Annotated in this window: 24 protein-coding genes, 1 tRNA gene and 1 CRISPR repeat array; of the genes, 6 read left to right on the forward strand and 19 right to left on the reverse strand. The window is 39.4% G+C overall.

What is annotated here, in order from left to right; genetic code table 11:
• Positions 1-30 precede the first annotated feature (30 nt).
• Positions 31-462: a CRISPR direct-repeat array (repeat unit 36 nt; unit sequence GTTGTACAGTTACTTAAATCTTGAGAGTACAAAAAC).
• Positions 463-532: 70 nt separating this feature from the next.
• The 10 genes from csn2-St to SORDD25_RS03720 form a co-directional block, all read right to left on the reverse strand.
• A complete protein-coding gene (csn2-St, locus tag SORDD25_RS03675; RefSeq protein ID WP_061852675.1) occupies positions 533-1576 on the reverse strand; it encodes a CRISPR-associated protein Csn2-St in 1044 nt (347 codons plus the stop codon).
• Entirely contained in the window at positions 1573-1896 is a 324-nt protein-coding gene (gene cas2 / locus SORDD25_RS03680) for a CRISPR-associated endonuclease Cas2 (protein ID WP_001268300.1), read from the reverse strand. Before cas2 ends, csn2-St begins: the two co-directional genes overlap by 4 nt.
• Before the next feature lie 4 nt (positions 1897-1900).
• A complete protein-coding gene (gene cas1 / locus SORDD25_RS03685; protein WP_000220251.1) occupies positions 1901-2809 on the reverse strand; it encodes a type II CRISPR-associated endonuclease Cas1 in 909 nt (302 codons plus the stop codon).
• A 177-nt stretch (positions 2810-2986) separates the two neighbouring features.
• Positions 2987-6391: a type II CRISPR RNA-guided endonuclease Cas9 gene (gene cas9 / locus SORDD25_RS03690; protein WP_061852676.1), complete on the reverse strand. Its 3405-nt coding sequence runs from the start codon at positions 6389-6391 to the stop codon at positions 2987-2989.
• Positions 6392-6608: 217 nt separating this feature from the next.
• A tRNA-Arg gene (locus tag SORDD25_RS03695) sits at positions 6609-6680 on the reverse strand.
• Between the two features lie 42 nt (positions 6681-6722).
• Positions 6723-7070, reverse strand: coding sequence for a 50S ribosomal protein L19 (gene rplS, locus SORDD25_RS03700; protein WP_001068669.1), 348 nt, complete (start codon positions 7068-7070; stop codon positions 6723-6725).
• Positions 7071-7188: 118 nt separating this feature from the next.
• A complete protein-coding gene (crcB, locus tag SORDD25_RS03705) occupies positions 7189-7518 on the reverse strand; it encodes a fluoride efflux transporter CrcB (RefSeq protein WP_061852677.1) in 330 nt (109 codons plus the stop codon).
• Complete coding sequence (crcB, locus tag SORDD25_RS03710) at positions 7512-7886, reverse strand: fluoride efflux transporter CrcB (protein ID WP_061852678.1); 375 nt, start codon at positions 7884-7886, stop codon at positions 7512-7514. Before crcB (SORDD25_RS03710) ends, crcB (SORDD25_RS03705) begins: the two co-directional genes overlap by 7 nt.
• Entirely contained in the window at positions 7883-8149 is a 267-nt protein-coding gene (locus SORDD25_RS03715) for a chorismate mutase (protein WP_061852679.1), read from the reverse strand. The genes crcB (SORDD25_RS03710) and SORDD25_RS03715 overlap by 4 nt, the downstream gene beginning before the upstream one ends.
• A gap of 117 nt (positions 8150-8266) precedes the next feature.
• Positions 8267-8710 carry a flavodoxin gene (locus tag SORDD25_RS03720; protein WP_001162125.1) on the reverse strand — a complete coding sequence of 148 codons (444 nt, stop codon included), beginning with the start codon at positions 8708-8710 and terminating at the stop codon, positions 8267-8269.
• Positions 8711-8813: 103 nt separating this feature from the next.
• Between SORDD25_RS03720 and SORDD25_RS03725 the strand changes: the two genes are divergently transcribed.
• From SORDD25_RS03725 to SORDD25_RS03735, 3 genes are all read left to right on the forward strand, one after another.
• Positions 8814-9758 carry a DHH family phosphoesterase gene (locus tag SORDD25_RS03725; protein ID WP_061852680.1) on the forward strand — a complete coding sequence of 315 codons (945 nt, stop codon included), beginning with the start codon at positions 8814-8816 and terminating at the stop codon, positions 9756-9758.
• 107 nt (positions 9759-9865) lie between these two features.
• A complete protein-coding gene (locus SORDD25_RS03730; RefSeq protein ID WP_061852681.1) occupies positions 9866-10690 on the forward strand; it encodes an APC family permease in 825 nt (274 codons plus the stop codon).
• 163 nt (positions 10691-10853) lie between these two features.
• Entirely contained in the window at positions 10854-11096 is a 243-nt protein-coding gene (locus SORDD25_RS03735; protein WP_000710762.1) for a type B 50S ribosomal protein L31, read from the forward strand.
• Positions 11097-11200: 104 nt separating this feature from the next.
• Here SORDD25_RS03735 and SORDD25_RS03740 read toward each other — a convergent pair whose 3' ends face one another.
• The 7 genes from SORDD25_RS03740 to SORDD25_RS03770 form a co-directional block, all read right to left on the reverse strand.
• A complete protein-coding gene (locus tag SORDD25_RS03740; protein ID WP_061852682.1) occupies positions 11201-12535 on the reverse strand; it encodes an Nramp family divalent metal transporter in 1335 nt (444 codons plus the stop codon).
• 216 nt (positions 12536-12751) lie between these two features.
• The gene (carB, locus tag SORDD25_RS03745; protein ID WP_061852683.1) at positions 12752-15928 is read right to left on the reverse strand and encodes a carbamoyl-phosphate synthase large subunit; all 3177 of its coding nucleotides are present in this window, start codon (positions 15926-15928) and stop codon (positions 12752-12754) included.
• Between the two features lie 200 nt (positions 15929-16128).
• Positions 16129-17208 (reverse strand): carbamoyl phosphate synthase small subunit, encoded by a 1080-nt coding sequence (locus SORDD25_RS03750; RefSeq protein ID WP_061852684.1) that lies wholly within the window; start codon positions 17206-17208, stop codon positions 16129-16131.
• Between the two features lie 49 nt (positions 17209-17257).
• Positions 17258-18181, reverse strand: coding sequence for an aspartate carbamoyltransferase catalytic subunit (locus tag SORDD25_RS03755; RefSeq protein WP_061852685.1), 924 nt, complete (start codon positions 18179-18181; stop codon positions 17258-17260).
• A gap of 18 nt (positions 18182-18199) precedes the next feature.
• The gene (pyrR, locus tag SORDD25_RS03760; RefSeq protein WP_000850018.1) at positions 18200-18721 is read right to left on the reverse strand and encodes a bifunctional pyr operon transcriptional regulator/uracil phosphoribosyltransferase PyrR; all 522 of its coding nucleotides are present in this window, start codon (positions 18719-18721) and stop codon (positions 18200-18202) included.
• A 210-nt stretch (positions 18722-18931) separates the two neighbouring features.
• On the reverse strand, positions 18932-19561 hold the full coding sequence (nth, locus tag SORDD25_RS03765; protein ID WP_000244437.1) for an endonuclease III: 630 nt from the start codon (positions 19559-19561) through the stop codon (positions 18932-18934).
• Positions 19562-20104, reverse strand: coding sequence for a YceD family protein (locus SORDD25_RS03770; protein ID WP_061852686.1), 543 nt, complete (start codon positions 20102-20104; stop codon positions 19562-19564).
• Positions 20105-20272: 168 nt separating this feature from the next.
• On the opposite strand from SORDD25_RS03770, the gene SORDD25_RS03775 reads away from it, so the two are divergent.
• On the forward strand, positions 20273-20602 hold the full coding sequence (locus SORDD25_RS03775; protein ID WP_061852687.1) for a hypothetical protein: 330 nt from the start codon (positions 20273-20275) through the stop codon (positions 20600-20602).
• A 332-nt stretch (positions 20603-20934) separates the two neighbouring features.
• On the forward strand, positions 20935-22494 hold the full coding sequence (locus SORDD25_RS03780; protein ID WP_061852688.1) for an ATP-binding cassette domain-containing protein: 1560 nt from the start codon (positions 20935-20937) through the stop codon (positions 22492-22494).
• Positions 22495-22537: 43 nt separating this feature from the next.
• On the opposite strand, the gene htpX is transcribed toward SORDD25_RS03780, so the two are convergent.
• Entirely contained in the window at positions 22538-23437 is a 900-nt protein-coding gene (htpX, locus tag SORDD25_RS03785; RefSeq protein WP_061852689.1) for a zinc metalloprotease HtpX, read from the reverse strand.
• Position 23438: 1 nt separating this feature from the next.
• On the reverse strand, positions 23439-23999 hold the full coding sequence (locus SORDD25_RS03790) for a LemA family protein (protein ID WP_000219838.1): 561 nt from the start codon (positions 23997-23999) through the stop codon (positions 23439-23441).
• 93 nt (positions 24000-24092) lie between these two features.
• On the opposite strand from SORDD25_RS03790, the gene rsmG reads away from it, so the two are divergent.
• Positions 24093-24806 carry a 16S rRNA (guanine(527)-N(7))-methyltransferase RsmG gene (gene rsmG, locus SORDD25_RS03795; RefSeq protein ID WP_061852690.1) on the forward strand — a complete coding sequence of 238 codons (714 nt, stop codon included), beginning with the start codon at positions 24093-24095 and terminating at the stop codon, positions 24804-24806.
• The last annotated feature ends 36 nt before the right edge of the window (positions 24807-24842 follow it).

A 24842-nucleotide genomic window follows, 5' to 3' on the forward strand; every position in this document is an offset into this window, starting at 1 on the left:
ATATGAGCTAAGAGCTGAACCAGTTTGCGAGTTGTACAGTTACTTAAATCTTGAGAGTACAAAAACACATCCTGTAGGCAATACTAAGAGCGTGCGGTTGTACAGTTACTTAAATCTTGAGAGTACAAAAACTCATGAAATCATCACTCCCTTAATCAAGTCGTTGTACAGTTACTTAAATCTTGAGAGTACAAAAACCATTTTGTTGATAGCTGAACTTGCCTTGATGTTGTACAGTTACTTAAATCTTGAGAGTACAAAAACTTGATAATCTGCAACAGAGCCTTTTACTCTGTTGTACAGTTACTTAAATCTTGAGAGTACAAAAACTGTAATCAACATCTTCAGGGTAGAGCATGGGTTGTACAGTTACTTAAATCTTGAGAGTACAAAAACCGTTCCTTGCTCCATGAATAAAGCACCAACGTTGTACAGTTACTTAAATCTTGAGAGTACAAAAACCTCAAATTCGTCAATTTTAATTTTTGTTCCCTCAAAAACATTATAAAGCCTTAAAACTCACTCGTCAATACTATTCTTCCAAATATTTCAATAACATTGGATTGACTGATTCAATACAGAATTTTGTTTTCATTTTGTACTGATACAAATTATTCAAAATTTTTAATGCTACTTGATCTTCTACAGATAAACTCATGTGGAGAATGTCCGAGCTAAATAAATAGGATCCAATTTTTCTTAAAGAGGTTAAAAATTCTTGTTCATCAGGTATTTGATTTGTTGGATACTGATTGATAAAGCGATCATACATGAATTCTAGCGAATAAAAATGATCAACATAATCAGAAACAATATTGATTTCCTCTAAAACTTCTTTCGTGACATGAAGATAACCTTCATTGGAAGGAAATAAAACAATATATAATGAATCGCTATGATTAGTCAGAAACTCCATTTTCTCGCAACATTCAACAAAATCATTATAGGATAGAAAATCGTCCAAATTTCGTAAGACAAGCAAAAACTTTTCAGAACTGTTTGTCGCCATAATTTCTAATATGGAAAGAAATAATAAAAACTTTATCTTATTGTCTACAAACTCAAAGGATATATTTTTATCATTTGCTCCAAAGTATGGTAAAAAATTTTTTTGAATTAATTGATCAGCATTAAAATATTTTGCTTCGCTATGATAAACGATATCATCAATTTGAAGATTCAACTTCTGATTCAATAGAAGTGAAATCCTATCCAAATTATCATTGATATTTTCAATTTGCTCCATTATCTCAATAGAAGTAATTTTTTTCTTTATATAACCATAAGCTACTGTCCCTTTTTTATATTCCATTTGTTCAATCAAATCATTGATATTGGATATTTGAATAACACTAAATTCTGAACGGGAAAAAACTGTATCATCTATTAGTATTTTAGGCTCATTTTGTTCAAATAGAACCAAATCTTCCTCACTATATTTTTTTCCTCCAAAATACCATAATAGTATCTGCCAAATATAGTACTTTAGTTGCTGATCTTGACCTACAATTTGAGTAAATTGACCAAAACTTAATGAAATATTATCCTTATACGGATGACTAATGTTCATTTTCATATAACTACCAACTTATTATCGCTGACTACTTCTTCTTGCTTTGTTTTTCCACCAATTATTAAAACCATTTCAGAAAATTGTTTCTCTGTTACTGCAAGTAAACGGACATTCCCACTTGGTAAATTACTCTGGCTTAATTTTTTATAGAATTTACTTGCAAAACTTCGATTAGGACAGGTTCGATAATAAACAGAAAACTGCAACATTTCAAAACCATTGGCAATTAAATCTTTCCGAAAGTTACGATAGACCCTTTTTTCTTGATTTGTTTCCATTGGTAAATCAAAAAAACACAATAATCTCAATGCTTCATACCTCATTTCTTTAACTCCATTCTACACTCGAAACCACCGGACAGTAAAATTTACTAGTATCCTTATCAGAGATACATTTTAGAAAACCTTTGACATATTTATCCATTGCTACCGTTACAGAACACGTTTCTTTCCCATAACGAATCTTTGCGTTCAGTGTATCCGTCAACGCAAGACGAAATTCATATTTCAAATACTCTTCATCTCGTAAATTTTGATAAACCCAGACATCGATAATCTGCCGAAAAGGTTCCATTAGATCATCAACCAGGTTAAATTGGTTATATTCATTCTTATGAAAAATTCCTATTAAGGGATTCAAACCATACCCAGAAATAATACGTGCCATTTGCGCTCTCATGATTGCATAACCATAATTTAGACCAGCATTGATGACATCCGTTTCCTGTTGTGTAAGACGTACGAATTTTTTTCCAAAGAGTTCGTTAAAATAGACTTTGGCAGCATGACCTTCGCGGTTGGTTTTATCTCCATATTCAATATGATCTTTATAGTCTGCTAATAATTGAATGCAATCAATATTCTTCTCAAACATTGCAAGAACATCTTGCTGATTGTTTATTTTGAAATAAGTAACTATCTGCCATAATTTATCTTTCTGTTCCTGCGTCCACAATAATTGCTCCTGTAATTTTTTATAGGCTCTAAAATGGCCATTTTGAGAATGATAAATTCCTGTAGGCAAGTGCTCATTATCACAGACAATTAAAGCAATATTATACTTACTTAAAGCACTTAATAACCTTAAAGTTACAACAGTCTCCCCTCCTTCTGCTACAATTATCGAAATATCACTCAGTGGGATAACATAGTCTTGACCCATTTTCTTAATCAGAAGATTATCTAACTTCAATTGCATTTTTTCACTCTGACAGACATGCACAATTCTCCAAGTCATCGTATTTTCCTCTTTCACAAAACGAAAACACCCAGCCATGAATGACAGGGTGTTGAATTCGGCATGAAGCCTTATCTTTGTAGCTTCTGCAAGATTTAAGTAACTGTGTAAGGCGTCCCTTACGGTTACTATTATAATACATTGTACAAGCGTTTGCAACTCTTTTTTAAATATTTTTTAAAATTTGAGTTTTGGTTCGTCACCCTCTTTTTTAATGATATGTTTTTTACCCAAAACATCTGTTTTAACTTTGTAAATAGAAAGATTTTCTATTTGCATATTTTTTTGGAATTGATTAGAGGAAGGTGGTACCTTTCCTAATACCTCCAGTTCTTCACCTTTCTCAAATCTTGCTTTTTCATAAGGTTTCAATTCTATTTTATGTTTTTCAAAACTTTTTGGATTATCTTTCCCAGTACGAGACCAAAATCTAAAAATTTGTTGACAATTCGTTTCAGTATCTTTAATTAAAATTAAATCATTTTTATATAGAGTAAACTTAAATTCAGAATTTTTGCCAATTCCCTCTTTCTCTCTTAATTTATTATACGTCTCTGTAGAAATACCATAAGCACCACCTTTTTCAAAAGGCAAATCTGCATACTTTAATCCTAAAAATTCATATTTTTTAGTTTCCATATTGTAATACACATCTGTTCTCCAAGGATTTAAAGATAACAAAGCTACAGTATTTCGACTCCCTTCAGGAGTTATATTTTTGTGTTTACCTAATAAAATATCGTAATATTTCAGACTTTTAATTTCTGGACCATTGCCTTTTTTACTGTACTTACAGATTGGCCCATTTTCTTGTCTATATTTCTCAAATGGATTAAAATCGACTAATTTTCCAGTTTTGTCGTATTCTTTAAATGGTCGATATTGTTCCATTATCTTCTCGATTACTTCATCCCAAGTTTTTCTATCTTTCTGAAACATTAAGAATTGAGATTTATCCTTATTGTATAAATCTAAAAACTTATAGAACCCAGTTTTAGAAGGGGTTTTAGTCCCTAAAGAATAGATATCTTTAATTTTTCCTAAAGTATAAGTGTATTCTTTTTTCTCTTTATCCAATTTCGCTTTTCTTGTTGCATAAATTGTAGCATCTGAAATTTTTCGATTAAATTTTGAATCTACTTGATAAGAAAATAGTATACTATCCTCAAATGTCTTGCTACGCAATGTGTCAACAAAATGGTCATAAGGCGCTTTAAACACTAACTCTTTATATTCATCATCAGTTAATGAAATAATTTCTCCAGTCTCTGAATCAACGAATTGTCCTTCTTTATAAGTAATCAGAGGATTATTCTGTTTTTTCCATAATCTTAATTGACTCGAAGCGGCAATAATTAAGGCATCAACAGCATGATGATGGTAAGTCTCACGAGACTTTTCAAGCCCCCACTTTCTTCTTAGCTGAGAAGTAAATTGTCCACGTACCACCGAAATAGTTGTATCGAATTTATGAGCTTTATAAAAATCTTGTAGAGCATTTAAAACAACGCGAGAGGAATATCGAGTATCAACCAAATTTCGTTCGATAAATTTCTGTTTTACTTCAATTTTACTAATGTCTTCTTCTGTTAAAAGATAATCTTTCTTTTTATTACTTAGTAATTTCGAATCTTTTACATAAGATTTAAACTCACGGTAGGACCAGGCATCATCCATACTATCTAAAGCCTGAAACGGAGTACGTTGGCCTTTTTCTTGGTTTGCTGTGGCAAGAACCAATACTTTATTAGATAGACTATCGTCAAACGATAAAGATAGAGGTAAAATATGGTCAATTTCGTACTTGTACTGATTGTGAATTAAATCTGAAATTGGAATATTCTTCCCAGTATAGAGACACTTCTCTCCCTGCTGGTGCCATAAACGAATCTTAGTAGCCAATTCCTTATGCCCATGAAAAATACTATCTGGTAACTCTTTTTTCCCATTGTATTGGAATGCAGCCTTTTCCATAGCTGCATTTTTCTCATCTTGGTTTGCCTTTTGACGTTTTATATAATCTTTCTTAGCGTCTTCTTCGTTATTTTCACGCGCCATTTCGATAACAATATTATCAAAGATACCATATTTTTTAGTGGCCTCGTTAATTATCTTTATTGCCTGTCTGACAGATTTTGCTACCACAGGATTATAGATTTCTTCTGTTACTTCTTTTTCATCAATATACTTAGTTCTTTTTGATGTTTCTTTAGATTTTTGTTTCCCCAATCGTGTTAGAATTGTCATTTGCTCTTCTGAAGTCTCATATAGTTCTGGTATCAACTCCATCATGAGTTTAAGAGAAAAATTATGCCATCCCTTACTAAATAGACTGCTATTATTTTTTCTAAATTGAACCAATTCAAGTACTTGATCTTGACTAAATACACCCATTAACTTCGTATTAATCGCTTCTTCTATACCTTCTCGTTCAGTATTTAGAGTTAAAATATGGGCAAGCTCATCTAGAACATTTCTAGACAATTCCCCAACTGAAATTGTTTCTAGCGATTGCATTTTTCGATAGACTTCAAAAGTATGCATTTCAGGTTTATTGTTTACATCAACTCGATAACCACGTATCTGATCTACTGAAGCATCAATCATTTTAGCAATGTACTTCAATAAGGTTGAGGCTCCTAAGGTTTTAGTTTCCTTAGCATATTCAACAATATCTTTCTTTTGTTCCTCACTCAATTTCTTGGTCTCTGTAGGAACTGTTAAATTATTTAAATCATTTAGTATGTTAAACTCTTGAGCAGTATAGGAAGCTTTAGAGACTCTGTATTCCTCAGGATAAAATGTACATTTACCGATTAAAATACCAAAAATATTATCTAAGGTAGTACCATCTGTTCGAAAACGTCCATAATCTGTCCGTGATTTTTCATTACCTGGTCCATGATAGTATTTTCTTTTACCTGTGAGGATTTTTAGATAATCCTCGATAAACTCATTCGTAATCTGATTATTAAATTCTTGCTGTTTTCTAAGAATTCTTTCAGCTTCCTTTTTATACGCAGATGTTGAAAAAACATTGATCAATCGGCATTTCTCACCATTTTCTTCAACAGTAAAATCTCCCCTTAATTGACCATATTTTTCAAAACGCTCTAGTTGGATTTGACCAGGTGTCTTTTCAGCAAGTAATTTTCTATTTTCTTTAACTGCCTTACCATAATCAGACGGTACTGTACCCCCATCCTCAGAAGCGTCATCTAAATAGCTAATACCACGTCTCTTAACAATGTTCTTTAAAGCTATGAACAGCTCTTCATTCGTTAGTTGCTGATTCAAGCCATCTACACGAAGTCGATATGGATTAAGATTAATGGATACCTTAGAAAAATCAGTTAACAAACCATAGTCTTCAAATAAATCTTGAAAGCGAACACCACGATGTTTTTTCCGACGATTTAATCGTCTAGCCTGTCTATTTTTTCTTCTTTCAACATTATTATCAGCTGTTGCAGCTGGAAAAAGTCGTGAATTCTCATGAATAATCTTTCCAGAATTTTTTTCTAGAATTCCCACTCCTACGGATGCAATACCAATATCCAATCCTAAAACTAAACCGTTCATAGTCAAGCTCCTAACTCATTATAATATTAATTAAATTTTACTCCTTACTACCTAAAAAATCAAATCATTATATGCAATTAACTAAAATATCCTGTCTTTTTATAATTATATGCAAATTCTCTCACTTAAATCATTCATCACAAACAAAAAAGCGTGATCTCACGCTTTTGGAGTTGTATTTAACTTGAGTGATTTCTGTTTTAAATTACTCGTTTACTGCCCCCTGCCGGAATCGAACCAGCAACTACTCCTTAGGAGGGAGTTGTTATATCCATTGAACTAAGGGAGCTAGATAAAAACTCTGCTAAAAAAGCAGAGTTTTTTAGTCGAATTAACGACGGATTTCTTTGATACGAGCTGCCTTACCTTGAAGAGCACGCAAATAGTACAATTTCGCACGACGTACTTTACCGTAACGAACAACTTCGATTTTTTCAACACGTGGAGTGTGGATTGGGAAGATACGCTCAACACCTACACCGTTAGAGATTTTACGAACTGTGTAGTTTTCTGAGATGCCAGCACCTTTACGTGCGATAACAACACCTTCAAAAATCTGGATACGTTCACGGTTACCCTCGACAACTTTCGCGTGTACACGAACAGTGTCACCAGGACGGAATGATGGGATATCTGTACGAAGTTGACCTTCAGTCAAGCTTTGGATTAATGGATTCATTTTATTCTCCTATCTTTGTCAATCTTGAGGAACCTTCCTCAGCGGATAAACTGTATTTTTGTGCGTCCATTACACACAAGATACAGTTTACCAAATTTCCACCTAAAAGTAAAGAAATTTATAGCAGAATTCCTAAAAAAATCGCTAGAAAACCGCCTAGGTAAGTTAAGAGAAAATAGCTATAAAATACCTTCTTGTCACTTAATAGTCTTTGCAGCTCGTCATTCAAGGTAGAAAAGGTCGTTAACCCTCCACAAAAACCTGTCGCAAGGATGGCATAGATTTCCTTGGACTCCACATGATTGTAGAGTAGGCCAATTAAAAAACATCCTAGAAGATTGGCTATGAGAGTTCCTAGTGGCAATTTAGAAGCTTGATTATAGCGTGAAAAGAAATAACGTACCAGGGCTCCGAACCCGCAGGCGATTGTAAGATAAACGATTACCATTTCTTCCTCCCTAGAACATAAGCCAATAGCAGACCTCCTCCAATACTCAAAAGCAGATAGATGATTAAGCTAAGATAACGCCCGGTATCGAGCAATTTCACAGCATCAAGCATTAAGCTAGAAAAGGTTGTTAAACCTCCGCAAAAACCCGTCCCCAGCGCTAAAACCAAGCCTTTACTAGTTCCCTTATAGACTAGATAGCCTTTCACCAGATAGACCAAGCAGAAAATGCCCAGATAGTTGACAAGGAGGGTACCCCAAGGAAAGTCGGGACTAGCTGGTAACCAAGTGGAAATGAGATAGCGGACAAGGCCTCCCAACATGGCAGCCAGAAAAATTCCGAGCGGATAAAATTGTTCTTTTTTCATTTGATATTTTGATCCTGATAATCACGCGAACGTTTGAGAATGTCTGAAAAAGTCGCAACAATGGTCTCCTGATAGCGCTTGTCCTCTACACGACTTCTAACCTTTTCAAAAATAACCGCTTCTCTCTTAGAATCTAAGATTGGCTTACCAGATGATTTTTTATAATCGACAACCCCTTCAACTAAATGCATCCGTTCTTCTAGGAGCTTGACGATTTGGTCGTCGATTTGATCAATTTCTTGCCGAATAATATCTAAGTTCATACAGTCTCCTCCTTTATTTGAATTATTGTATCAAAAAGCTTCTAAATAGGCTAGTAAAATCACAAAAAAACTAATAAAAAAACGCACTGACTTCTTCCAGTCAGCGCAGTTTGCTTCTTATCCTACTTTTGCAGCCAATTCTTCTGCGAATTGTTCCAAACGTTCGATGTCTTCTTCTTCGGCAGAGAGGTCCACTTTAACACACTCTGAACCTTTTTCTGCTCCTGTCGCTACAAATACGCGATCAAAGTCATCAACAGCCTTACAGAATTCGTCGTAGAAGGTATCACCTGATCCAACAACCCCGTAGATTTTGCCATTCAAGTTGAGATCTGCTAGGTCTTCGTAGAAGTCCATCATCTCATCAGGCAATTCTCCATCACCGTAAGTATAAGTCGCAACGATTGCGATATCCGCTTCCAAGAAGTCTGAAGCGTCAACAGTTGTACACTCATCCACATCGACATCCAAGCCTAAGTCACGTAATTTGTCTGCTACAATATCTGCAATTTCTTCGGTATTACCGGTCATACTGGCAAATACAATTTTTGCTAATGCCATATCGTCCTCCTCAATTTATCTTTCTCCATTATATCATATCTTTTTCATTTTAAAAATAAAAATTCTTGTGCTACAATGAAATGAGAAAGAATTGAGGTTATTTATGGAAATTTGCCAGCAAATATTAGAGAAAATCAAAGAATACGATACCATTATCATTCATCGTCATATGAAACCAGATCCGGATGCCTTAGGGAGTCAAGTGGGATTGAAAGCTCTTCTCACACACCATTTTCCAGAAAAGACTATCAAAGCAGTCGGTTTTAACGAACCAACTCTAACCTGGATGGCGGAAATGGATACTGTCCAAGACAGTGTCTACCAAGGAGCTCTTGCTATTATTTGTGATACAGCGAATCGCCCTCGTATCGATGACAAACGCTACGAACAAGCTGCTTTCACCATTAAAATCGATCACCATCCAAATGATGATATCTATGGTGACCTATCATGGGTGGATACAAGTTCAAGCAGTGCTAGTGAGATGATTGCATTATTTGCTCAAGAAAATCAGCTAGCTTTGTCTAGTGAAGCGGCACGACTTCTCTATGCAGGAATTGTCGGGGACACAGGGCGTTTTCTCTACCCGTCAACTAGTGCCCGTACCTTTAGAATAGCTAGCCAGCTCCGAGAAATTGATTTTGACTTTGCTGGATTGTCTCGTCAAATGGATACCATGAGCTTCAAGATTGCAAAACTGCAAGGCTTTGTCTATGATCATTTAGAAGTTGATGAAAACGGGGCTACACGCGTTCTGCTTACTCAAGACATCTTGGAAAAATATAAGGTTACGGATGCTGAAACAGCGGCAATTGTCGGAGCACCTGGTCGAATCGATACCGTTAAGGCTTGGGCTATCTTTGTTGAACAAACTGATGGCCACTTCCGCGTGCGAATGCGCAGTAAAATCACTCCTATCAATGAAATTGCCAAACGACATGACGGTGGAGGGCATCCATTAGCCAGTGGCGCTAATTCCTATAGTCTAGAAGAAAACGAACAAATATACCAAGAGCTGAAAGAAGTTCTACAGATTCACCAAGGCTAAGAAAGAATTTTCTTGGCCTTTTATATGCTAGATTCTTAAAATATACGATTTCTTTGTCCCTCAGTTTATGGTATAATAAATCAAACCGAATAAAAGGAGACTTAATAATGGAAAAAAATCGTTTGTTTATCCTCATTTCTGCTGGAGTAGCAATCCTTGGTTCACTCTTTCCATGGGCCAGTTTAAATGCAGGTGCTTTTGGTTCCTATAGTGTGAATGGTTACCAAGGAGATGGGTGGTTTGTCATTATCGCAGCTATTGTATCTATTGTTCTTGCATGCCTAAATAATATGAATAAAGCAATGCCTAAAGGGTTCTCAATTGGTGTCATTGTTGCGGGTGCAATTGCAACTCTCGTCACACTAATTAATCTTTTTAGTGTAAACAAGTACGTGTCTAACTTTGGTGGATATGGCGTTTCAATCGGCTTTGGTTTGATTTTGGCTCTTCTTGCTAGCATTGCACTTGTTGTAACTGGTCTCTTGGCAATGTCAGGTGGTAAAATTACAAAAGAGTCATTTACTGAATTAGCTGAGTCTGGTAAAGATTTTGCTCAAACTGTCGGACGTGTAACAAGCTCTACCGTTAAAACTGCAGTAGACGAAATCAAAAAAGAATCTCAAGAACGTAAAAAAGAAGAAACTACCGCTGAGAAAACAGAGACTGCTAAAGAGGAAACCGAGCAAAAAGAAGAAGCTAAGGAACCAACTAATGTGGAGGCTGAATCAGCAGCAGAAAACACAGAACCAGTAAAAGAAGATACTACTGAATCTGAAACAAAAACAGAAGCTGAGCCAGTAGCCGAACCAACAGAAACAGAAACTACTGAATCTGAAAAAGAAGCTGAATCAGCGGCAGAAAAAACAGAACCAGTAAAAGAAACAGAAGTAAAAAATGAACAAGAAGAAAAAGCTCCAAATCAAGAGAACTAATCATTCTTCTACCGTCACTCCAGTAAACACTGGAGTGATTTTTTATCAAGATTTTTAATAAAATCAGGGAAAAGACTTGCCAAACTTATCAGAATCTGATAGACTAGTATGGTAACAATCTATGGCTCGCAAAGAGACCATGGCAGAAAGGAAATATTGCAAAATGAAAAAAGATATCCATCCAGAATATCGCCCAGTTGTCTTCATGGACACAACTACTGGTTACAAATTCCTTAGCGGTTCAACAAAACGCTCTAACGAAACTGTTGAGTTCGAAGGCGAAACTTACCCATTGATCCGTGTGGAAATTTCATCAGACTCACACCCATTCTACACTGGACGTCAAAAGTTCACTCAAGCAGATGGACGCGTGGATCGTTTCAACAAAAAATACGGTCTCAAATAATGATAAAAAAGAACAGTTGCCACTGTTCTTTTTTTGTACTTGTTTTTCTACTACTTTCTATTTGTCAACCTTCACGCTGACACTATAATTGATTTCAAACGAGTTTAAAAAATATCGAAAAGAAGCTTGACATTGAGAATGGTTAAGATAATGGAAACTGCGTAACCTAGGATTGTATTCCACTTGGCATTGGTGAATTCTCCCATCAGTGACTTCTTAGAGGTCAGATAGATTAAGGGGAAGATTGAAAACGGAAGAGCGATTGACAGAAATACCTGTGAATAGACCAATAACTGATCCAAGGTTTTTTCTTGATGTCCAAACAAAACGGCGACTATAATCACAGGGAGCAATGCAAAAATACGGGTACCGATACGGATAATCCACTGAGGCAATTTCAGATGCAAGAAGCCTTCCATGACAATCTGTCCTGTTAAGGTACCTGTAATAGTCGAATTCTGGCCACTTGCTAAGAGGGCTAGGGCAAATAAAGTTGACAGAGTTGAGCTGGCTATCGCTCCTGCTATTGTCGAATCCTGTAAAGCATTGTACATTTGGGAGAATGCCGAAATTTCAGATGCATGACCAAAAAAGAGAGATGCCCCTAAAATAAGAAGCAAGGAATTGACAATAAAGGCTAGGGACAACTGAAGATTTGAATCCCAGGTCATAAAACGGACGGCTTTTCGGACGTCCTTCTTATCTTTGTGGTTAATTTTTCTTGTTTGCGATAGGGATGAATGAAGATAGAGATTATGGGGCATGACTGTCGCTCCTACAATCCCTAAAGCCAAGGTCAATTGGCTTTCATGACCTGGCAATGGTGTTTCAAATAATGTAGGAGTCGGTAAATAACCACTAAAGATTCCCTGAATACTTGGATTGGATAAGGCTACCAGATAGGTAAAGATGGCTAATATGGTTAAAATAAGGGTCGTAACAATGGCTTCAATTTTTTTGAAGCCAAATTTCATCAACAACAACAAAAGAAATACATCTAAAACGGTTAAGAGGATAGCGACCATAATCGGTATTTTAAATAAAAGATTTAAGGCAATCGCTGAGCCTAAAACCTCGGCTAAGTCTGTCGCCATTAAAGCTAATTCTAAAATCACCCAAAGACTATAGCGGAGCCATTTGGGAGCATGATGTGCAGTTGCCTGTGCTAGGTCCATCTTAGTTACGATACCGAGCTTTCCAGCCATCTGTTGTAGTTGCATGGCAATGATGGATGAAATCAAAATAACAAATAAGAGACTATATTTGTAGGAAGCACCACCAACCACACTGGTAATCCAGTTTCCAGGATCCATATAACCAACTGCCACAAGGGCTCCAGGTCCTAAAAAAGCTTTTAGATTTTGCCAAAAATGATTGTTATTGGGAGTTTCAATAGATTGGTTGATCTCAGAAAGAGAGACTTTTTTGTAAGAAGACATCGGAATTTTACACTTTCTAATCTGTCTTTACCTATTTTCTTAATGGGATTTTTGAAAATATCATGAAAATAGTTTCCTATTTCCAATTCTCCCTTATTATATCACAATTTAGAATGATTCTTAAGGAAAGAATGATAGTTCAAATAAGCAATATCTGTATTGCAAAAGCCAGCGTTTTCTGACGCTGGCTTTAAAACTGTAAAAATTCTTTCTCAACTAGATCGCTTCTGTGACAAAACTACGGCTTTCTAGCACCTTGAGCATGGCATTAGCTGTATCTAGGGCTGTGAAGAGGGGTACACCGTGTTCAATGGCTGAACGACGGATTTGCTCACCATCTTCGTCAGCAGTTCGTTTGGTTCCGACAGTATTGATAATCGCTTGAATTTTCCCTTTGCGAACAAAGCTTGGGATATCCTGTTCATCATCGCCAATCTTACCAACAGGTTGGGCTTGAAGTCCATGACTAGCAAAGAAGGCTACTGTCCCTTCTGTCGCAAGGATACCGTAGCCAATATTTTGGAAACGACGAGCCAAGTCCAAGGCTTCATCTTTGGCATCATCAGCGATGGTGAAGACCACATTCCCAAAGGTTGGCAAGTGCAAGTAAGAAGCTTCAAAGGCCTTATAGAGAGCTTTTTCCAAAGTAGTATCAGAGCCCATAACTTCCCCTGTTGACTTCATTTCAGGACCGAGTAAGCTATCTACCTTAGCTAGTTTCGTAAAGGAGAAGACTGGTGCCTTGATATGAACGCGAGTGCTTTCTGGATAAAGTCCATCTTGGTAGCCAAGTTCTTCAAGACTTTGCCCAAGAATAAGCTTAGTCGCTACCTGAGCCATAGGAATATTAGTTACCTTAGAAAGGAATGGAACCGTACGGCTGGCACGTGGATTGACCTCAATAACGTAGACTTTTTCATCCTTGATGACAAACTGAATGTTCATCATTCCGAGACAGTTAAGGCCGATGGCTAGTCGTTTGGTATAGTCTGCGATGGTCTCCTGAACCTTTTGCGACAAGGTTTGTGGTGGGTAAACGGCCATTGAGTCACCTGAGTGGACACCGGCACGTTCGATATGCTCCATGATACCAGGGATGAGGACATTTTCTCTGTCTGAAATAGCATCAACTTCACACTCTTGTCCAACGATGTAAGAGTCGACAAGAACTGGGTGGTCTGGACTTGCTTTAACAGCGGTACGCATGTAAGAACGAAGGTCTTCTTCGTTTTCGACGATTTCCATAGCACGTCCACCCAAGACATAAGATGGGCGAACGAGGACTGGGAATCCAATCTTGCGAGCTGCAAGCACGGCTTCTTCTTCATTGGTTGCTGTTTGTCCTGGTGGCTGTGGAATATCCAAGTCTTTAAGGGCTTGCTCGAAGAGGTCACGGTCTTCGGCACGGTCTAAGTCAGCGACTTGGGTACCAAGGATGGTCACACCTGCTTTTGCCAATGGCTCGGCAAGGTTGATAGCTGTTTGACCACCAAACTGAACGATAACGCCTTTTGGCTGCTCCAAGTCGATAACATTCATAACATCTTCGAAAGTTAACGGTTCAAAGTAGAGCTTGTCAGATACCGAGAAGTCTGTTGAAACGGTCTCTGGGTTTGAATTCATGATGATGGCTTCATAACCAGCAGCCTGAATCGCCTTAACAGAGTGAACAGTTGCGTAGTCAAACTCAACTCCTTGCCCGATACGGATTGGACCTGAACCTAGGACAAGTACAGATTCCTTATCAGACTTGATAGACTCATTTTCCCAACCATAGGTTGAATAGAAGTATGGTGTTTCAGAGTCAAACTCTGCCGCACAGGTATCGACCATCTTATAAACTGGGACAATCTTGTTTTCCAAACGAAGTTGGCGAACTTGGTCAGCTGTCGTTTCCCAGAGTTCAGCAATCTTACGGTCTGAGAAACCATTGAGTTTGGCTGTTTTCAAGACTTCTAGATCTTGTGGATGGGCACCTAATTCTTGCTCAATTTCAAAGATGTGCAAGAGTTTATCCAGATAGAAGATATCAATCTTTGTCAATTCAGCAATTTCTTCTGGTATGTAACCACGGCGAATGGCCTCTGATACGTAGAAGAGACGGTCATCTTGGGCCTTGACAACCTTTTCAATCAAGGCATCATCAGAAACGGTTGCCAGTTCAGGCATTTCATTGTGGTGAACTCCAATTTCAAGAGAGCGACATGCCTTGAGAAGTGACTCCTCAATGTTACGACCGATGGCCATGACTTCTCCAGTTGCCTTCATCTGAGTACCCAGACGGCGTTCACCCTTTTCAAACTTGTCAAATGGAAAACGTGGAATCTTAGCAACGACGTAGTCAAGGGCTGGTTCAAACATAGCATAGGTTGAACCTGTAACTGGGTTGATAACCTCATCCAAAGTCAAACCAACGGCAATCTTGGCAGCCAATTTGGCAATCGGATAACCAGTTGCCTTAGAAGCAAGCGCTGACGAACGCGATACACGAGGGTTTACTTCGATAACATAGTACTTGAAGCTATGTGGATCAAGGGCTAGCTGAACGTTACACCCACCTTCAATCTTGAGGGCACGAATAATGCTCAAGCTCGCGTCACGGAGCATTTGGTTTTCATAGTCTGACATGGTTTGCGCAGGAGCAAATACGATAGAATCCCCTGTGTGAATCCCAACTGGGTCAAAGTTTTCCATGTTACAAACAACGAGGGCATTGTCAGCTGAGTCACGCATAACTTCGTACTCGATTTCCTTGAAACCTGCAATGGAACGCTCGATCAAACACTGGGTAACAGGTGACAATTTCAACCCATTTTCAGCAATTTCACGCAATTCTTCCTCGTTGGCACACATACCACCACCAGTACCACCTAAAGTAAAGGCTGGACGAACGATGACTGGGTAGCCAATTGTCGCTGCAAAAGCAACTGCTTCCTCTACTGTATTGACAATTTCAGATTCAGGGATTGGCTGCTCAAGCTCTTCCATCAATTGTTTAAAGAGGTCACGGTCCTCCGCTTGGTCGATGGCAGACAATTTAGTACCTAGAAGTTCGACACCAAGCTCATCTAGGATACCATTTTTAGACAATTCCATGGCCATATTGAGCCCTGTCTGACCTCCAAGAGTTGGAAGCAAAGCATCTGGACGTTCCTTACGGAGAATACGTGTCACAAACTCAAGTGTAATCGGTTCGATGTAGACCTTGTCTGCAATCTCCTTGTCCGTCATGATGGTGGCAGGATTTGAGTTCACCAAGACAACCTCATAACCTTCGTCTTTCAAAGACAAGCAGGCCTGGGTCCCCGCGTAGTCAAACTCAGCAGCCTGACCAATAATAATCGGACCAGAACCAATCACCATAATTTTTTGAATATCAGTACGTTTAGGCATAGTTTATGATACAAAGCCCGTAAAGAACACAGTGAAAATAGGAAACTCGGTGCAGACGCCTTTAGCGTCAAGACGATGTTTATCTTTGTCACACAGTTCTTAGGGCGTGTTCACTTCCGCGAACAATGTATCTTCTCCTTTCTATTCGTCGCCTCACAGAGCGACATTAAATAAATTCTCCGACGAGCTTTTACTCGTTCTTAGTTTACTTGTTTAAAAGCTTCCATCATCTCGATAAACTCGTCAAATAGGTAGCTAGCGTCGTGTGGACCGGGAGCTGCGTCTGGGTGGAATTGTACAGAAAAACCTGGTTGGTATCTGTGGCGAACTCCTTCAACTGATTTGTCATTGATTTCTTCGTGGGTGATAATCAAGTGCTCTGGTAAATCCTCACGGCTAACTGCATAACCATGGTTCTGGCTAGTAAAGTCTACACGTCCTGTTGCAATCTCACGTACCGCGTGATTAAATCCTCGGTGACCAAATTTCATCTTGTAGGTCTTAGCACCGTTTGCCATAGCAAAGAGTTGGTGTCCCATACAAATTCCGAAGATTGGAATTTTTCCTTGCACACCACGAATCATCTCCAGTGCTTCTGGAACGTCTTCTGGGTTACCTGGTCCATTTGACAACATAACTCCGTCAGGATTAAGGTGGAGAATCTCTTCTGCTGTTGTTGAATAAGGAACAACCGTAACGTTACAGTTACGCTTAGAAAGTTCACGTAAGATTGAGTGCTTGAGACCAAAGTCTACTAAGACCACACTCAAACCAACTCCAGGAGCTGGATAGGAAGTTTTAGTAGAAACCTGCTTGATATTATCTGTTGGCAAGACTGTTGCTTGGAGCTGGTCCGTCACATGGTCCATACTGTCTCCAACATGGGTCAAAGTTGCACGCATAGTACCATGCTTACGGATAATCTTAGTAAGGGCACGCGTATCAATCCCTGAGATACCTGGAATTTTCTTGGCTTTCAAAAATTCATCCAAGGTCATTTGATTCCGCCAGTTGCTAGCTCTACGTGCCTCTTCGAAAACGACAACTCCCTTACAAGTTGGAATGATGGATTCATAATCATCACGATTTATTCCATAATTTCCCACCAAAGGATAAGTGAAAGTCAAGATTTGTCCATTATAAGACTGGTCTGTAATGGATTCTTGGTAGCCGGTCATCCCTGTGTTAAAGACGATCTCACCTGTTACATCAATATCTGCTCCGAAGGCCTTTCCTTCAAAAACTGTGCCATCTTCTAATACTAGAAGTCTTTTTGTCATATTTTCACCTCTCGTGGACGCTCACTGGCGTCTTTTAACGTCTTGTGTTTTAGTTGGCGTTTCTACTCGCCAATACGGATTCTAAAATTGCCATTCGAACAAAGACACCGTTGGTCATTTGTTGGACAATGCGTGATTTTGGTGCTTCAACCAAGTGGTCAGCAATTTCCACATCTCGATTCACTGGAGCAGGATGCATAATGATTGCTGTTTCTTTTAAGCGATTATAGCGTTCTTGGTTCAAGCCATGTTGAGCATGGTAGTCTTCTTTTGAAAAAACGGCTCCACTTTCATGGCGTTCATGTTGAACTCGGAGTAACATCAAAACATCCACCTGATCAACAATCTCATCAATAGTTACAAACTGTCCATAGTCCGCAAACTCTTGACTTCTCCATTCCTCAGGTCCTGCAAAGAACAGTTCAGCTCCCAAGCGTTTCAAAATCTGCATATTGGATTTGGCAACACGTGAGTGGTCCAAGTCGCCTGCAATAGCGACCTTGAGCCCCTCAAAGTGACCAAATTCTTCATAAATAGTCATCAAATCAAGCAAGCTCTGACTAGGATGTTGTCCCGAACCATCTCCACCATTGATGATGGAAGTCGTAATTGATGGACTCGCAATCAACTCTCTGTAATAGTCGACCTCTGGGTGGCGAATCACACAGACATCCACTCCTAGAGCAGATAGAGTCAAGATGGTATCATACAATGTCTCACCCTTATTGACCGAACTAGTCTTCACATCAAAGTCAAGTCGTTCCAGCCCCAGCTTAATCTCTGCCACTTCAAAGGACTTATGTGTCCGTGTAGAATCTTCAAAGAAGAGATTCGATACGATAGGTTTGTTCTCGTAGGGAAGTTGGGCTCCGTCTTTAAACTCGATCCCTCGTTTGATCAATTTCATCACTTGATCGACAGTGAGGTCTTCCATGGAAACCACATGGTTCAATGCTTGTTGATTTTCTGACATGGCTACTCCTTCAGCTTTCTAAGCTTCTTCAGTAATCAGAACTCTGTCTTGGCCATCAAGTTCTGTCATCTCTACGATAATTTCTTCAGAACGACTGGTTGGGATATTTTTCCCAACGTAATCTGGACGGATAGGCAATTCTCTATGTCCACGATCGACGAGAACTGCTAAACTCACGCGCGCAGGACGACCATGGCCGACAATGTTATCAATAGCGGCGCGGATGGTACGGCCTGTATAGAGTACATCATCCACCAAGATAACTTCACGGTCTGTCACATCAACAGAAATCAAAGAAGTATCTTCTCCGCTTTTAACATCATCACGGAAAGGTTTGGTGTCCAATTCCACAACAGGAACAGTGATATTTTCCAACTGCTCCAAGCGTTCTTTGATACGATGAGCGATGAAAACACCACGCGTTTTTATCCCAGCTAGGATAATTTTATTCAAATCTTTATTGCGCTCGATAATCTCATAAGTAATTCGCGTAATCGCTCGTTTGACAGTCAATTCGTCTACAACTTCTTTTGTCTTCATGACAAACCTCCAAAAAGAAAAGTCTCCTTCTACAAGGAGACTTGAAATGTATAGCCAAGCGAGCCTTACTGTAAACAGTATAGACTTCACCCTTCTACTTTATCGCGCTCCTTGCCTGCCTCACGGGACAGGTTTAAAGGACTATTTAGTTATCATTTACTATAGCACAAAGCACCCTTAAAATCAAGCAAAAACTTTTTCAGAGTCCCCTTAAACATTACTAAAATCATATAATTGGGGATAGTGGTCACATTCTGGATTTTTGGGATGGCAGATAGCTCGTCCAAAGTAAATCATGGCCTGGTGGGCTGCTAACCATTCTTCTGGTGGCAGAACGTCCATGACACGTTTTTCTACTTCAAGTGGCGTAGCTGATTTTTTAACGATATCGTGATGCTTACAGATACGCTCCACATGAGTGTCCACTGCAAAAGCTGGAATTCCAAAGCCCACGCTCATGACAACATTGGCTGTCTTACGACCAACACCTGCTAGACTTTCTAATTCTTCACGTGTCTGAGGGACTTGACCATCAAAATCATCTAGTAACTGTTGGGCACATTTTTTAAGGAATTTAGCCTTATTTCGATACAGTCCCAGACGAGAAATGTGTGAAGCAATTTCACTTTCAGTTGCGACAGACATGGCTTGAGGCGTTGGAAAAGCAGCAAAGAGACCTGGTGTAGCCTTGTTGACTGCAGCATCTGTCGTCTGGGCTGACAACATCACTGCAACCAATAGTTCAAAGTGATTGGTAAAATCAAGACTAGGCTTAGCATCTGGAAAAAGGGCAATAATTTCCTCTATGACATGACGGGCACGTTTCTTAGATAAAACCATCTACTCGTCTCCATCAAACAGTCCTTGCAAGCCAGCAAATGGACTGTTTTCTTCTTTCTTGACTGCTTGTTGGGCTTGGTATTCATCTTCAGTCATGATTTGCCAGTCATTTCCTGACACAAAACCTTGGCCCGCCTCTTCTTCTGCCGTCAAGACCTTGATTGGGATATTGAGCAGAATATTATCTGCTACGCTCTCAGCAAGGTCTATTTCCCCATTTTCGATAGGCAAGACCAAGTCATCATCAAGAACTTCCTGGTCCAGTTGGTTGGTCGCTCCTTCCATGAAAACTTCTGTGACTGGATAAGACTCAGCCAACTCAACTGGTTCCATACTACGACTGGAAGCAAGAACAATGGTATAAGATAGCTGATAGTCTAAGAAATATAGACGGTCTTCGTACTGCACCTTCCCCACTGCAAGGATATCTTTGACATCTAAAATTTCTTGATTCCGTTTACGCAAGTCTGCGACAAGGTCTAAAGCTTGTTCAAAATGCAGGCCTTCAGGTTGCTTACGAATTTCTTGAATGTTTAACTTCATATTTCCTCCATAAAGATGTACTCACTTGATTATACCATGAAAAGGCTATAAGTCAGCCTCCCAAACTTTGATATTAAAATCTCATTTTTTAACATATTTACTATGACAAACTTTCCTATTAGTGCTATACTATAGGCAAGAATACATCAGAGCAAGGAGGATGCTCATATGGAAGACAAAGCACTCATCACTGAAGCTTACCAACTCCTTTCCGAGTTAAATAAAAGCTACCAAAGTTGCAAACAAGGTACAGCCGATGATTTCCGTCTACAAGAACTGCTGAACAGCACTCTCAAAGAACTTAAAAAAGCGGAAAAGCTTGACAATAGTATCTTAATCGACCTTGAGAAATTTTACCAACGCACCAGTCTTCTGATTGGATTAGGGAGCCTAAAACTAAACGATCCAGCACGCACCGCTTGGCGAAACTATGACAAGTTCCATTACGAGCACGTCAAACACGTACTAACTTTTTATGGACCTGTTTTTGGATTTTAGAGTTTAAAATTTTGAATTTACTATTGACAAAATATCCTTAAAGGTATAGGATAGAGGTACTAATACTCGGAGGTAAGGGAGACATGAAAAACTAAGTCTATCAAATAAAGAACTTTATTTAGTAGATCTTGTTTTTTGTCTCTTTTTGCATGCTCTTTTTGTACTAGATTTTCTAGTATCTTGTCCTCATTGAAAATCGAAAAACTAGAAAGCTATGCTCCTCTTGGGTTGGGTTAGGCAGCTCCAAGCTAGTTTGACGAGTTTTTCAACGAGGATAATAGAGTTTTGGACAGTGACTTTGGGCTCTACTAGATAAAGTAGAGCTTTTTGTTATGCACTATCGACATTCTAGAAAGGGCAACAATATGATAAAAATCAACCATCTAACTATCACGCAAAACAAAGATCTACGAGATCTTGTATCTGACCTAACCACGACTATCCAAGACGGGGAAAAGGTTGCTATTATTGGTGAAGAAGGAAACGGCAAATCGACTTTACTACGAGCTTTAATGGGGGAAGCATTACCTGATTTTACTATCAAGGGCGACATCCAGTCTGACCTTCAATCACTGGCCTACATTCCTCAAAAACTCCCCGAGTTCCTGAAAAATAGGACTCTACATGACTACTTCTTTTTGGATTCTGCTGATTTAGACTACAGTATTCTTTATCGTTTGGCGGAGGAATTGCACTTTGACAGCGACCGTTTTGCTAGCGACCAAGAAATTGGCAGTCTATCAGGGGGCGAAGCTTTGAAAATTCAGCTCATTCACGAGTTAGCCAAACCTTTTGAGATTCTATTTTTAGATGAACCTTCAAATGACCTTGACCTTGAGACGGTTGATTGGCTAAAAAGGCAGATTCGAAAGATTAGGCAAACTGTTATTTTCATTTCCCATGATGAAGACTTTCTTTCTCATACGGCTGATACTATTGTCCACTTGCGACTGGTCAAGCACCGAAAAGAAGCGGAAACGCTAGTCGAGCATTTAGACTATGATCGCTACAGTGAGCAGAGAAAGGCTAATTTTGCCAGACAAAGTCAGCAAGCTGCTAACGACCAGAGAGCCTATGATAAAACCATGGAAAAGCATCGCCGAGTCAAACAAAATGTAGAAACTGTACTTCGAGCTACCAAAGACAGTACTGCTGGTCGCCTATTGGCTAAAAAGATGAAAAATGTTCTCTCTCAAGAAAAACGCTACGAAAAGGCAGCTCAGTCCATGACCCAAATGCCACTTGAAGAGGAACAAATCCAACTTTTCTTTTCAGACATCCAACCATTACCGGCTTCTAAAGTCTTAGTCCAACTGGAGAAGGATAGTTTGTCCATTGACGAGTGCATTTTAGTTCAGGAGTTACAACTAACGGTCCGTGGCCAAGATAAAATCGGTATCATCGGGCCAAATGGTGTTGGAAAATCAACTCTGTTAGTCAAGTTGCAACAACAGCTCAGCACCAAAAGAGAAATATCGCTTGGTTTTATGCCACAAGATTACCATAAAAAACTGCAATTGGATTTATCTCCAGTAGCCTACCTCAGCCAAACTGGACAAAAAGAGGAACTACAGAAAATCCAATCTCACCTAGCCAGTCTCAATTTTAGCTATCCAGAGATGCACCATCAAATCCGTTCCTTATCTGGTGGTCAACAAGGCAAACTCCTTCTGTTGGAATTAGTCCTGCGCAAACCAAACTTTCTACTTCTAGATGAGCCCACACGAAACTTTTCTCCCACTTCCCAACCTGAAATCAGAAAACTCTTTGCCTCCTATCCCGGCGGTCTGATCACTGTTTCGCATGATCGACGTTTCTTAAAAGAGGTCTGTACGAGTATCTATCGTTTGACAGAAAATGGTTTGGAAGTCGTCGCTTTACAAGATTTATAAATGTTGAACATAGCAAAAATCCAGAGATAGCCTCTGGATTTTCTTACATCTGTTTCAAGCGTTCGATTCGTTCTGAGATAGGTGGGTGGGTATAAAAGAGTTTTTGAAGTCCCCCACCTTTCTTGGGATCATTGATATAAAGAGCGCTGCTGGCATCGTCAACATGGTGATGCATCGGCTCGCTATCCTCCAACTTACGCAAGGCATTGATCATCCCTTGAGGATTACGAGTCAGCTCCACACTGGATGCATCCGCTAGAAATTCCCTCTGACGGGAAATGGCAAGTTGCACCAAGGTTGCTACGAGAGGTGCTAGAACAATGGCTAAGAGAGAGATAGCAAGCATGATAATCTCCAAACCATTTCCATCGCGATCATTATCACTCCGTCTGCGATCAGCGCCTCCCCACCACATCATCCGTCCTGCCATACTAGACAGAAGGGTAATGGCACTTGCAAGGGCAACAGCAATGGTCGAAATGCGGATATCGTAGTTTCGGATATGACTGACTTCATGCCCCATAACAGCTTCTAGCTCCTCACGATTCATGATAGCCAGAAGACCCGAAGTGGCTGCGACAGCTGCATTCTGCGGATTCGAACCTGTCGCAAAGGCATTTAAAGAAGAATCCTCAATGATGAAAACACGCGGCATGGGAATCTGAGCGACCATGGCCATATCTTCTACTACATGGTAGAGGTCTGGTGCTGTTTGCTCATCAACCTCACGCGCCCCATTCATAGACATAACAATCTCTGTCGATTGAAAGATCATGGTCAGAGCGTAGATAAGACCAATAATCAAGGCAATAATCATGCCACCAAGACCTGAGCGCATGAAGAGATAACCAACCGCATAACCAACCAAGGTCAAGAGTAGGAAGAAAACCAGCAATAAAATCCAAGTTTTTCGTTTATTGCTCGCAATTTGATCAAACAACATCTTAGTCACCTAAACCGCTAAAGTCAACTTTAGGAACTGCCTTTTCCTCTTCAGGTGTTTGAAGGAAGTCTGCAGCTTTAAAGCCAAATAGTCCTGCGATGATGTTGCTTGGGAAACTTTCAAGTTTTACATTGTAGTTGCTGACAACACTGTTGTAGAGTTGGCGAGAGTAAGAAATTTTATTTTCTGTATTGGTCAACTCTTCTTGCAATTTGATAAAGTTAGCACTAGCTTTCAAGTCTGGGTAATTCTCTGCTACTGCAAAGATACCAGAAATCTGGCGGGTAAGGGCATCACTGGCCTTCATAGCTTCTGCCGGTGAAGTTGCTGCGGCTACTTGTCTACGAAGTTCTGTTACTTTTTCCAAGGTAGAACCTTCATATTTCGCATAGCCTTTGACTGTTTCAATCAAGTTTGGGAGGAGATCATTACGACGCTTCAACTGAACATCGATCTGGCTCCAAGCCTCCTTGGTCTGCATACGATTTTTAACCAAACCGTTATAGCTAACAATCACAAAAATAACAATCAGAGCCAAAACTCCAAGAATAATCCAAGTCATAATCTTATTCCTTTCTGCTTTTAGATTACTACCAGTATATCAAAATTTTAACGAATATGGTAAAATAAGATGATACTAGAGAAGGAAACTACTATGAAACCAGAAACATTTTACAGCCTACTAGCTGAGCAAAATCTTCCACTTTCTGACCAGCAAAAGAACCAATTTGAACGCTATTTTGAGCTCTTGGTCGAGTGGAATGAAAAGATTAACCTGACTGCTATTACAGACAAAGAAGAAGTTTACCTTAAACACTTTTATGATTCGATTGCACCCATCCTACAAGGCTTGATTTCAAATGAAACTATCAAACTTCTTGATATCGGAGCAGGGGCAGGATTTCCCAGCCTTCCTATAAAAATCCTCTATCCTCAGTTAGATGTAACCATCATTGATTCGCTAAATAAGCGCATCAACTTCCTCCAACTATTGGCTCAGGAGCTGGATTTGGACGGTGTTCACTTCTACCATGGACGGGCAGAAGACTTTGCCCAAGACAAGAACTTCCGTGCCCAGTTTGATGTGGTGACGGCTCGTGCGGTTGCCCGTATGCAGGTTTTGTCTGAGCTGACCATTCCCTATCTTAAAGTCGGTGGCAAACTATTGGCACTCAAGGCCAGCAATGCTCCTGAGGAATTGCTAGAAGCCAAGAATGCCCTCAACCTCCTCTTCAGCAAGGTCGAAGACAATCTCAGCTACGCCCTACCAAATGGAGATCCGCGCTACATCACTGTCGTCGCAAAGAAAAAGGAAACACCTAACAAGTACCCAAGAAAGGCTGGCATGCCCAACAAACGCCCACTTTAAACAATAGTGCACCCTTGTTTAAAGTTCAGAAAACAA

Source organism: Streptococcus oralis (assembly GCF_001579525.1).
Taxonomy (GTDB): domain Bacteria; phylum Bacillota; class Bacilli; order Lactobacillales; family Streptococcaceae; genus Streptococcus; species Streptococcus oralis_M.

Excerpts from the sequence above, each read along its gene's own strand:
- csn2-St (WP_061852675.1), bottom strand. The coding sequence starts at position 1,576 with ATGAAAATGAACATTAGTCATCCGTATAAGGATAATATTTCATTAAGT.
- cas2 (WP_001268300.1), bottom strand. The coding sequence starts at position 1,896 with ATGAGGTATGAAGCATTGAGATTATTGTGTTTTTTTGATTTACCAATG.
- cas1 (WP_000220251.1), bottom strand. The coding sequence starts at position 2,809 with ATGACTTGGAGAATTGTGCATGTCTGTCAGAGTGAAAAAATGCAATTG.
- cas9 (WP_061852676.1), bottom strand. The coding sequence starts at position 6,391 with ATGAACGGTTTAGTTTTAGGATTGGATATTGGTATTGCATCCGTAGGA.
- rplS (WP_001068669.1), bottom strand. The coding sequence starts at position 7,070 with ATGAATCCATTAATCCAAAGCTTGACTGAAGGTCAACTTCGTACAGAT.
- crcB (WP_061852677.1), bottom strand. The coding sequence starts at position 7,518 with ATGGTAATCGTTTATCTTACAATCGCCTGCGGGTTCGGAGCCCTGGTA.
- crcB (WP_061852678.1), bottom strand. The coding sequence starts at position 7,886 with ATGAAAAAAGAACAATTTTATCCGCTCGGAATTTTTCTGGCTGCCATG.
- SORDD25_RS03715 (WP_061852679.1), bottom strand. The coding sequence starts at position 8,149 with ATGAACTTAGATATTATTCGGCAAGAAATTGATCAAATCGACGACCAA.
- SORDD25_RS03720 (WP_001162125.1), bottom strand. The coding sequence starts at position 8,710 with ATGGCATTAGCAAAAATTGTATTTGCCAGTATGACCGGTAATACCGAA.
- SORDD25_RS03725 (WP_061852680.1), top strand. The coding sequence starts at position 8,814 with ATGGAAATTTGCCAGCAAATATTAGAGAAAATCAAAGAATACGATACC.
- SORDD25_RS03730 (WP_061852681.1), top strand. The coding sequence starts at position 9,866 with ATGGAAAAAAATCGTTTGTTTATCCTCATTTCTGCTGGAGTAGCAATC.
- SORDD25_RS03735 (WP_000710762.1), top strand. The coding sequence starts at position 10,854 with ATGAAAAAAGATATCCATCCAGAATATCGCCCAGTTGTCTTCATGGAC.
- SORDD25_RS03740 (WP_061852682.1), bottom strand. The coding sequence starts at position 12,535 with ATGTCTTCTTACAAAAAAGTCTCTCTTTCTGAGATCAACCAATCTATT.
- carB (WP_061852683.1), bottom strand. The coding sequence starts at position 15,928 with ATGCCTAAACGTACTGATATTCAAAAAATTATGGTGATTGGTTCTGGT.
- SORDD25_RS03750 (WP_061852684.1), bottom strand. The coding sequence starts at position 17,208 with ATGACAAAAAGACTTCTAGTATTAGAAGATGGCACAGTTTTTGAAGGA.
- SORDD25_RS03755 (WP_061852685.1), bottom strand. The coding sequence starts at position 18,181 with ATGTCAGAAAATCAACAAGCATTGAACCATGTGGTTTCCATGGAAGAC.
- pyrR (WP_000850018.1), bottom strand. The coding sequence starts at position 18,721 with ATGAAGACAAAAGAAGTTGTAGACGAATTGACTGTCAAACGAGCGATT.
- nth (WP_000244437.1), bottom strand. The coding sequence starts at position 19,561 with ATGGTTTTATCTAAGAAACGTGCCCGTCATGTCATAGAGGAAATTATT.
- SORDD25_RS03770 (WP_061852686.1), bottom strand. The coding sequence starts at position 20,104 with ATGAAGTTAAACATTCAAGAAATTCGTAAGCAACCTGAAGGCCTGCAT.
- SORDD25_RS03775 (WP_061852687.1), top strand. The coding sequence starts at position 20,273 with ATGGAAGACAAAGCACTCATCACTGAAGCTTACCAACTCCTTTCCGAG.
- SORDD25_RS03780 (WP_061852688.1), top strand. The coding sequence starts at position 20,935 with ATGCACTATCGACATTCTAGAAAGGGCAACAATATGATAAAAATCAAC.
- htpX (WP_061852689.1), bottom strand. The coding sequence starts at position 23,437 with ATGTTGTTTGATCAAATTGCGAGCAATAAACGAAAAACTTGGATTTTA.
- SORDD25_RS03790 (WP_000219838.1), bottom strand. The coding sequence starts at position 23,999 with ATGACTTGGATTATTCTTGGAGTTTTGGCTCTGATTGTTATTTTTGTG.
- rsmG (WP_061852690.1), top strand. The coding sequence starts at position 24,093 with ATGAAACCAGAAACATTTTACAGCCTACTAGCTGAGCAAAATCTTCCA.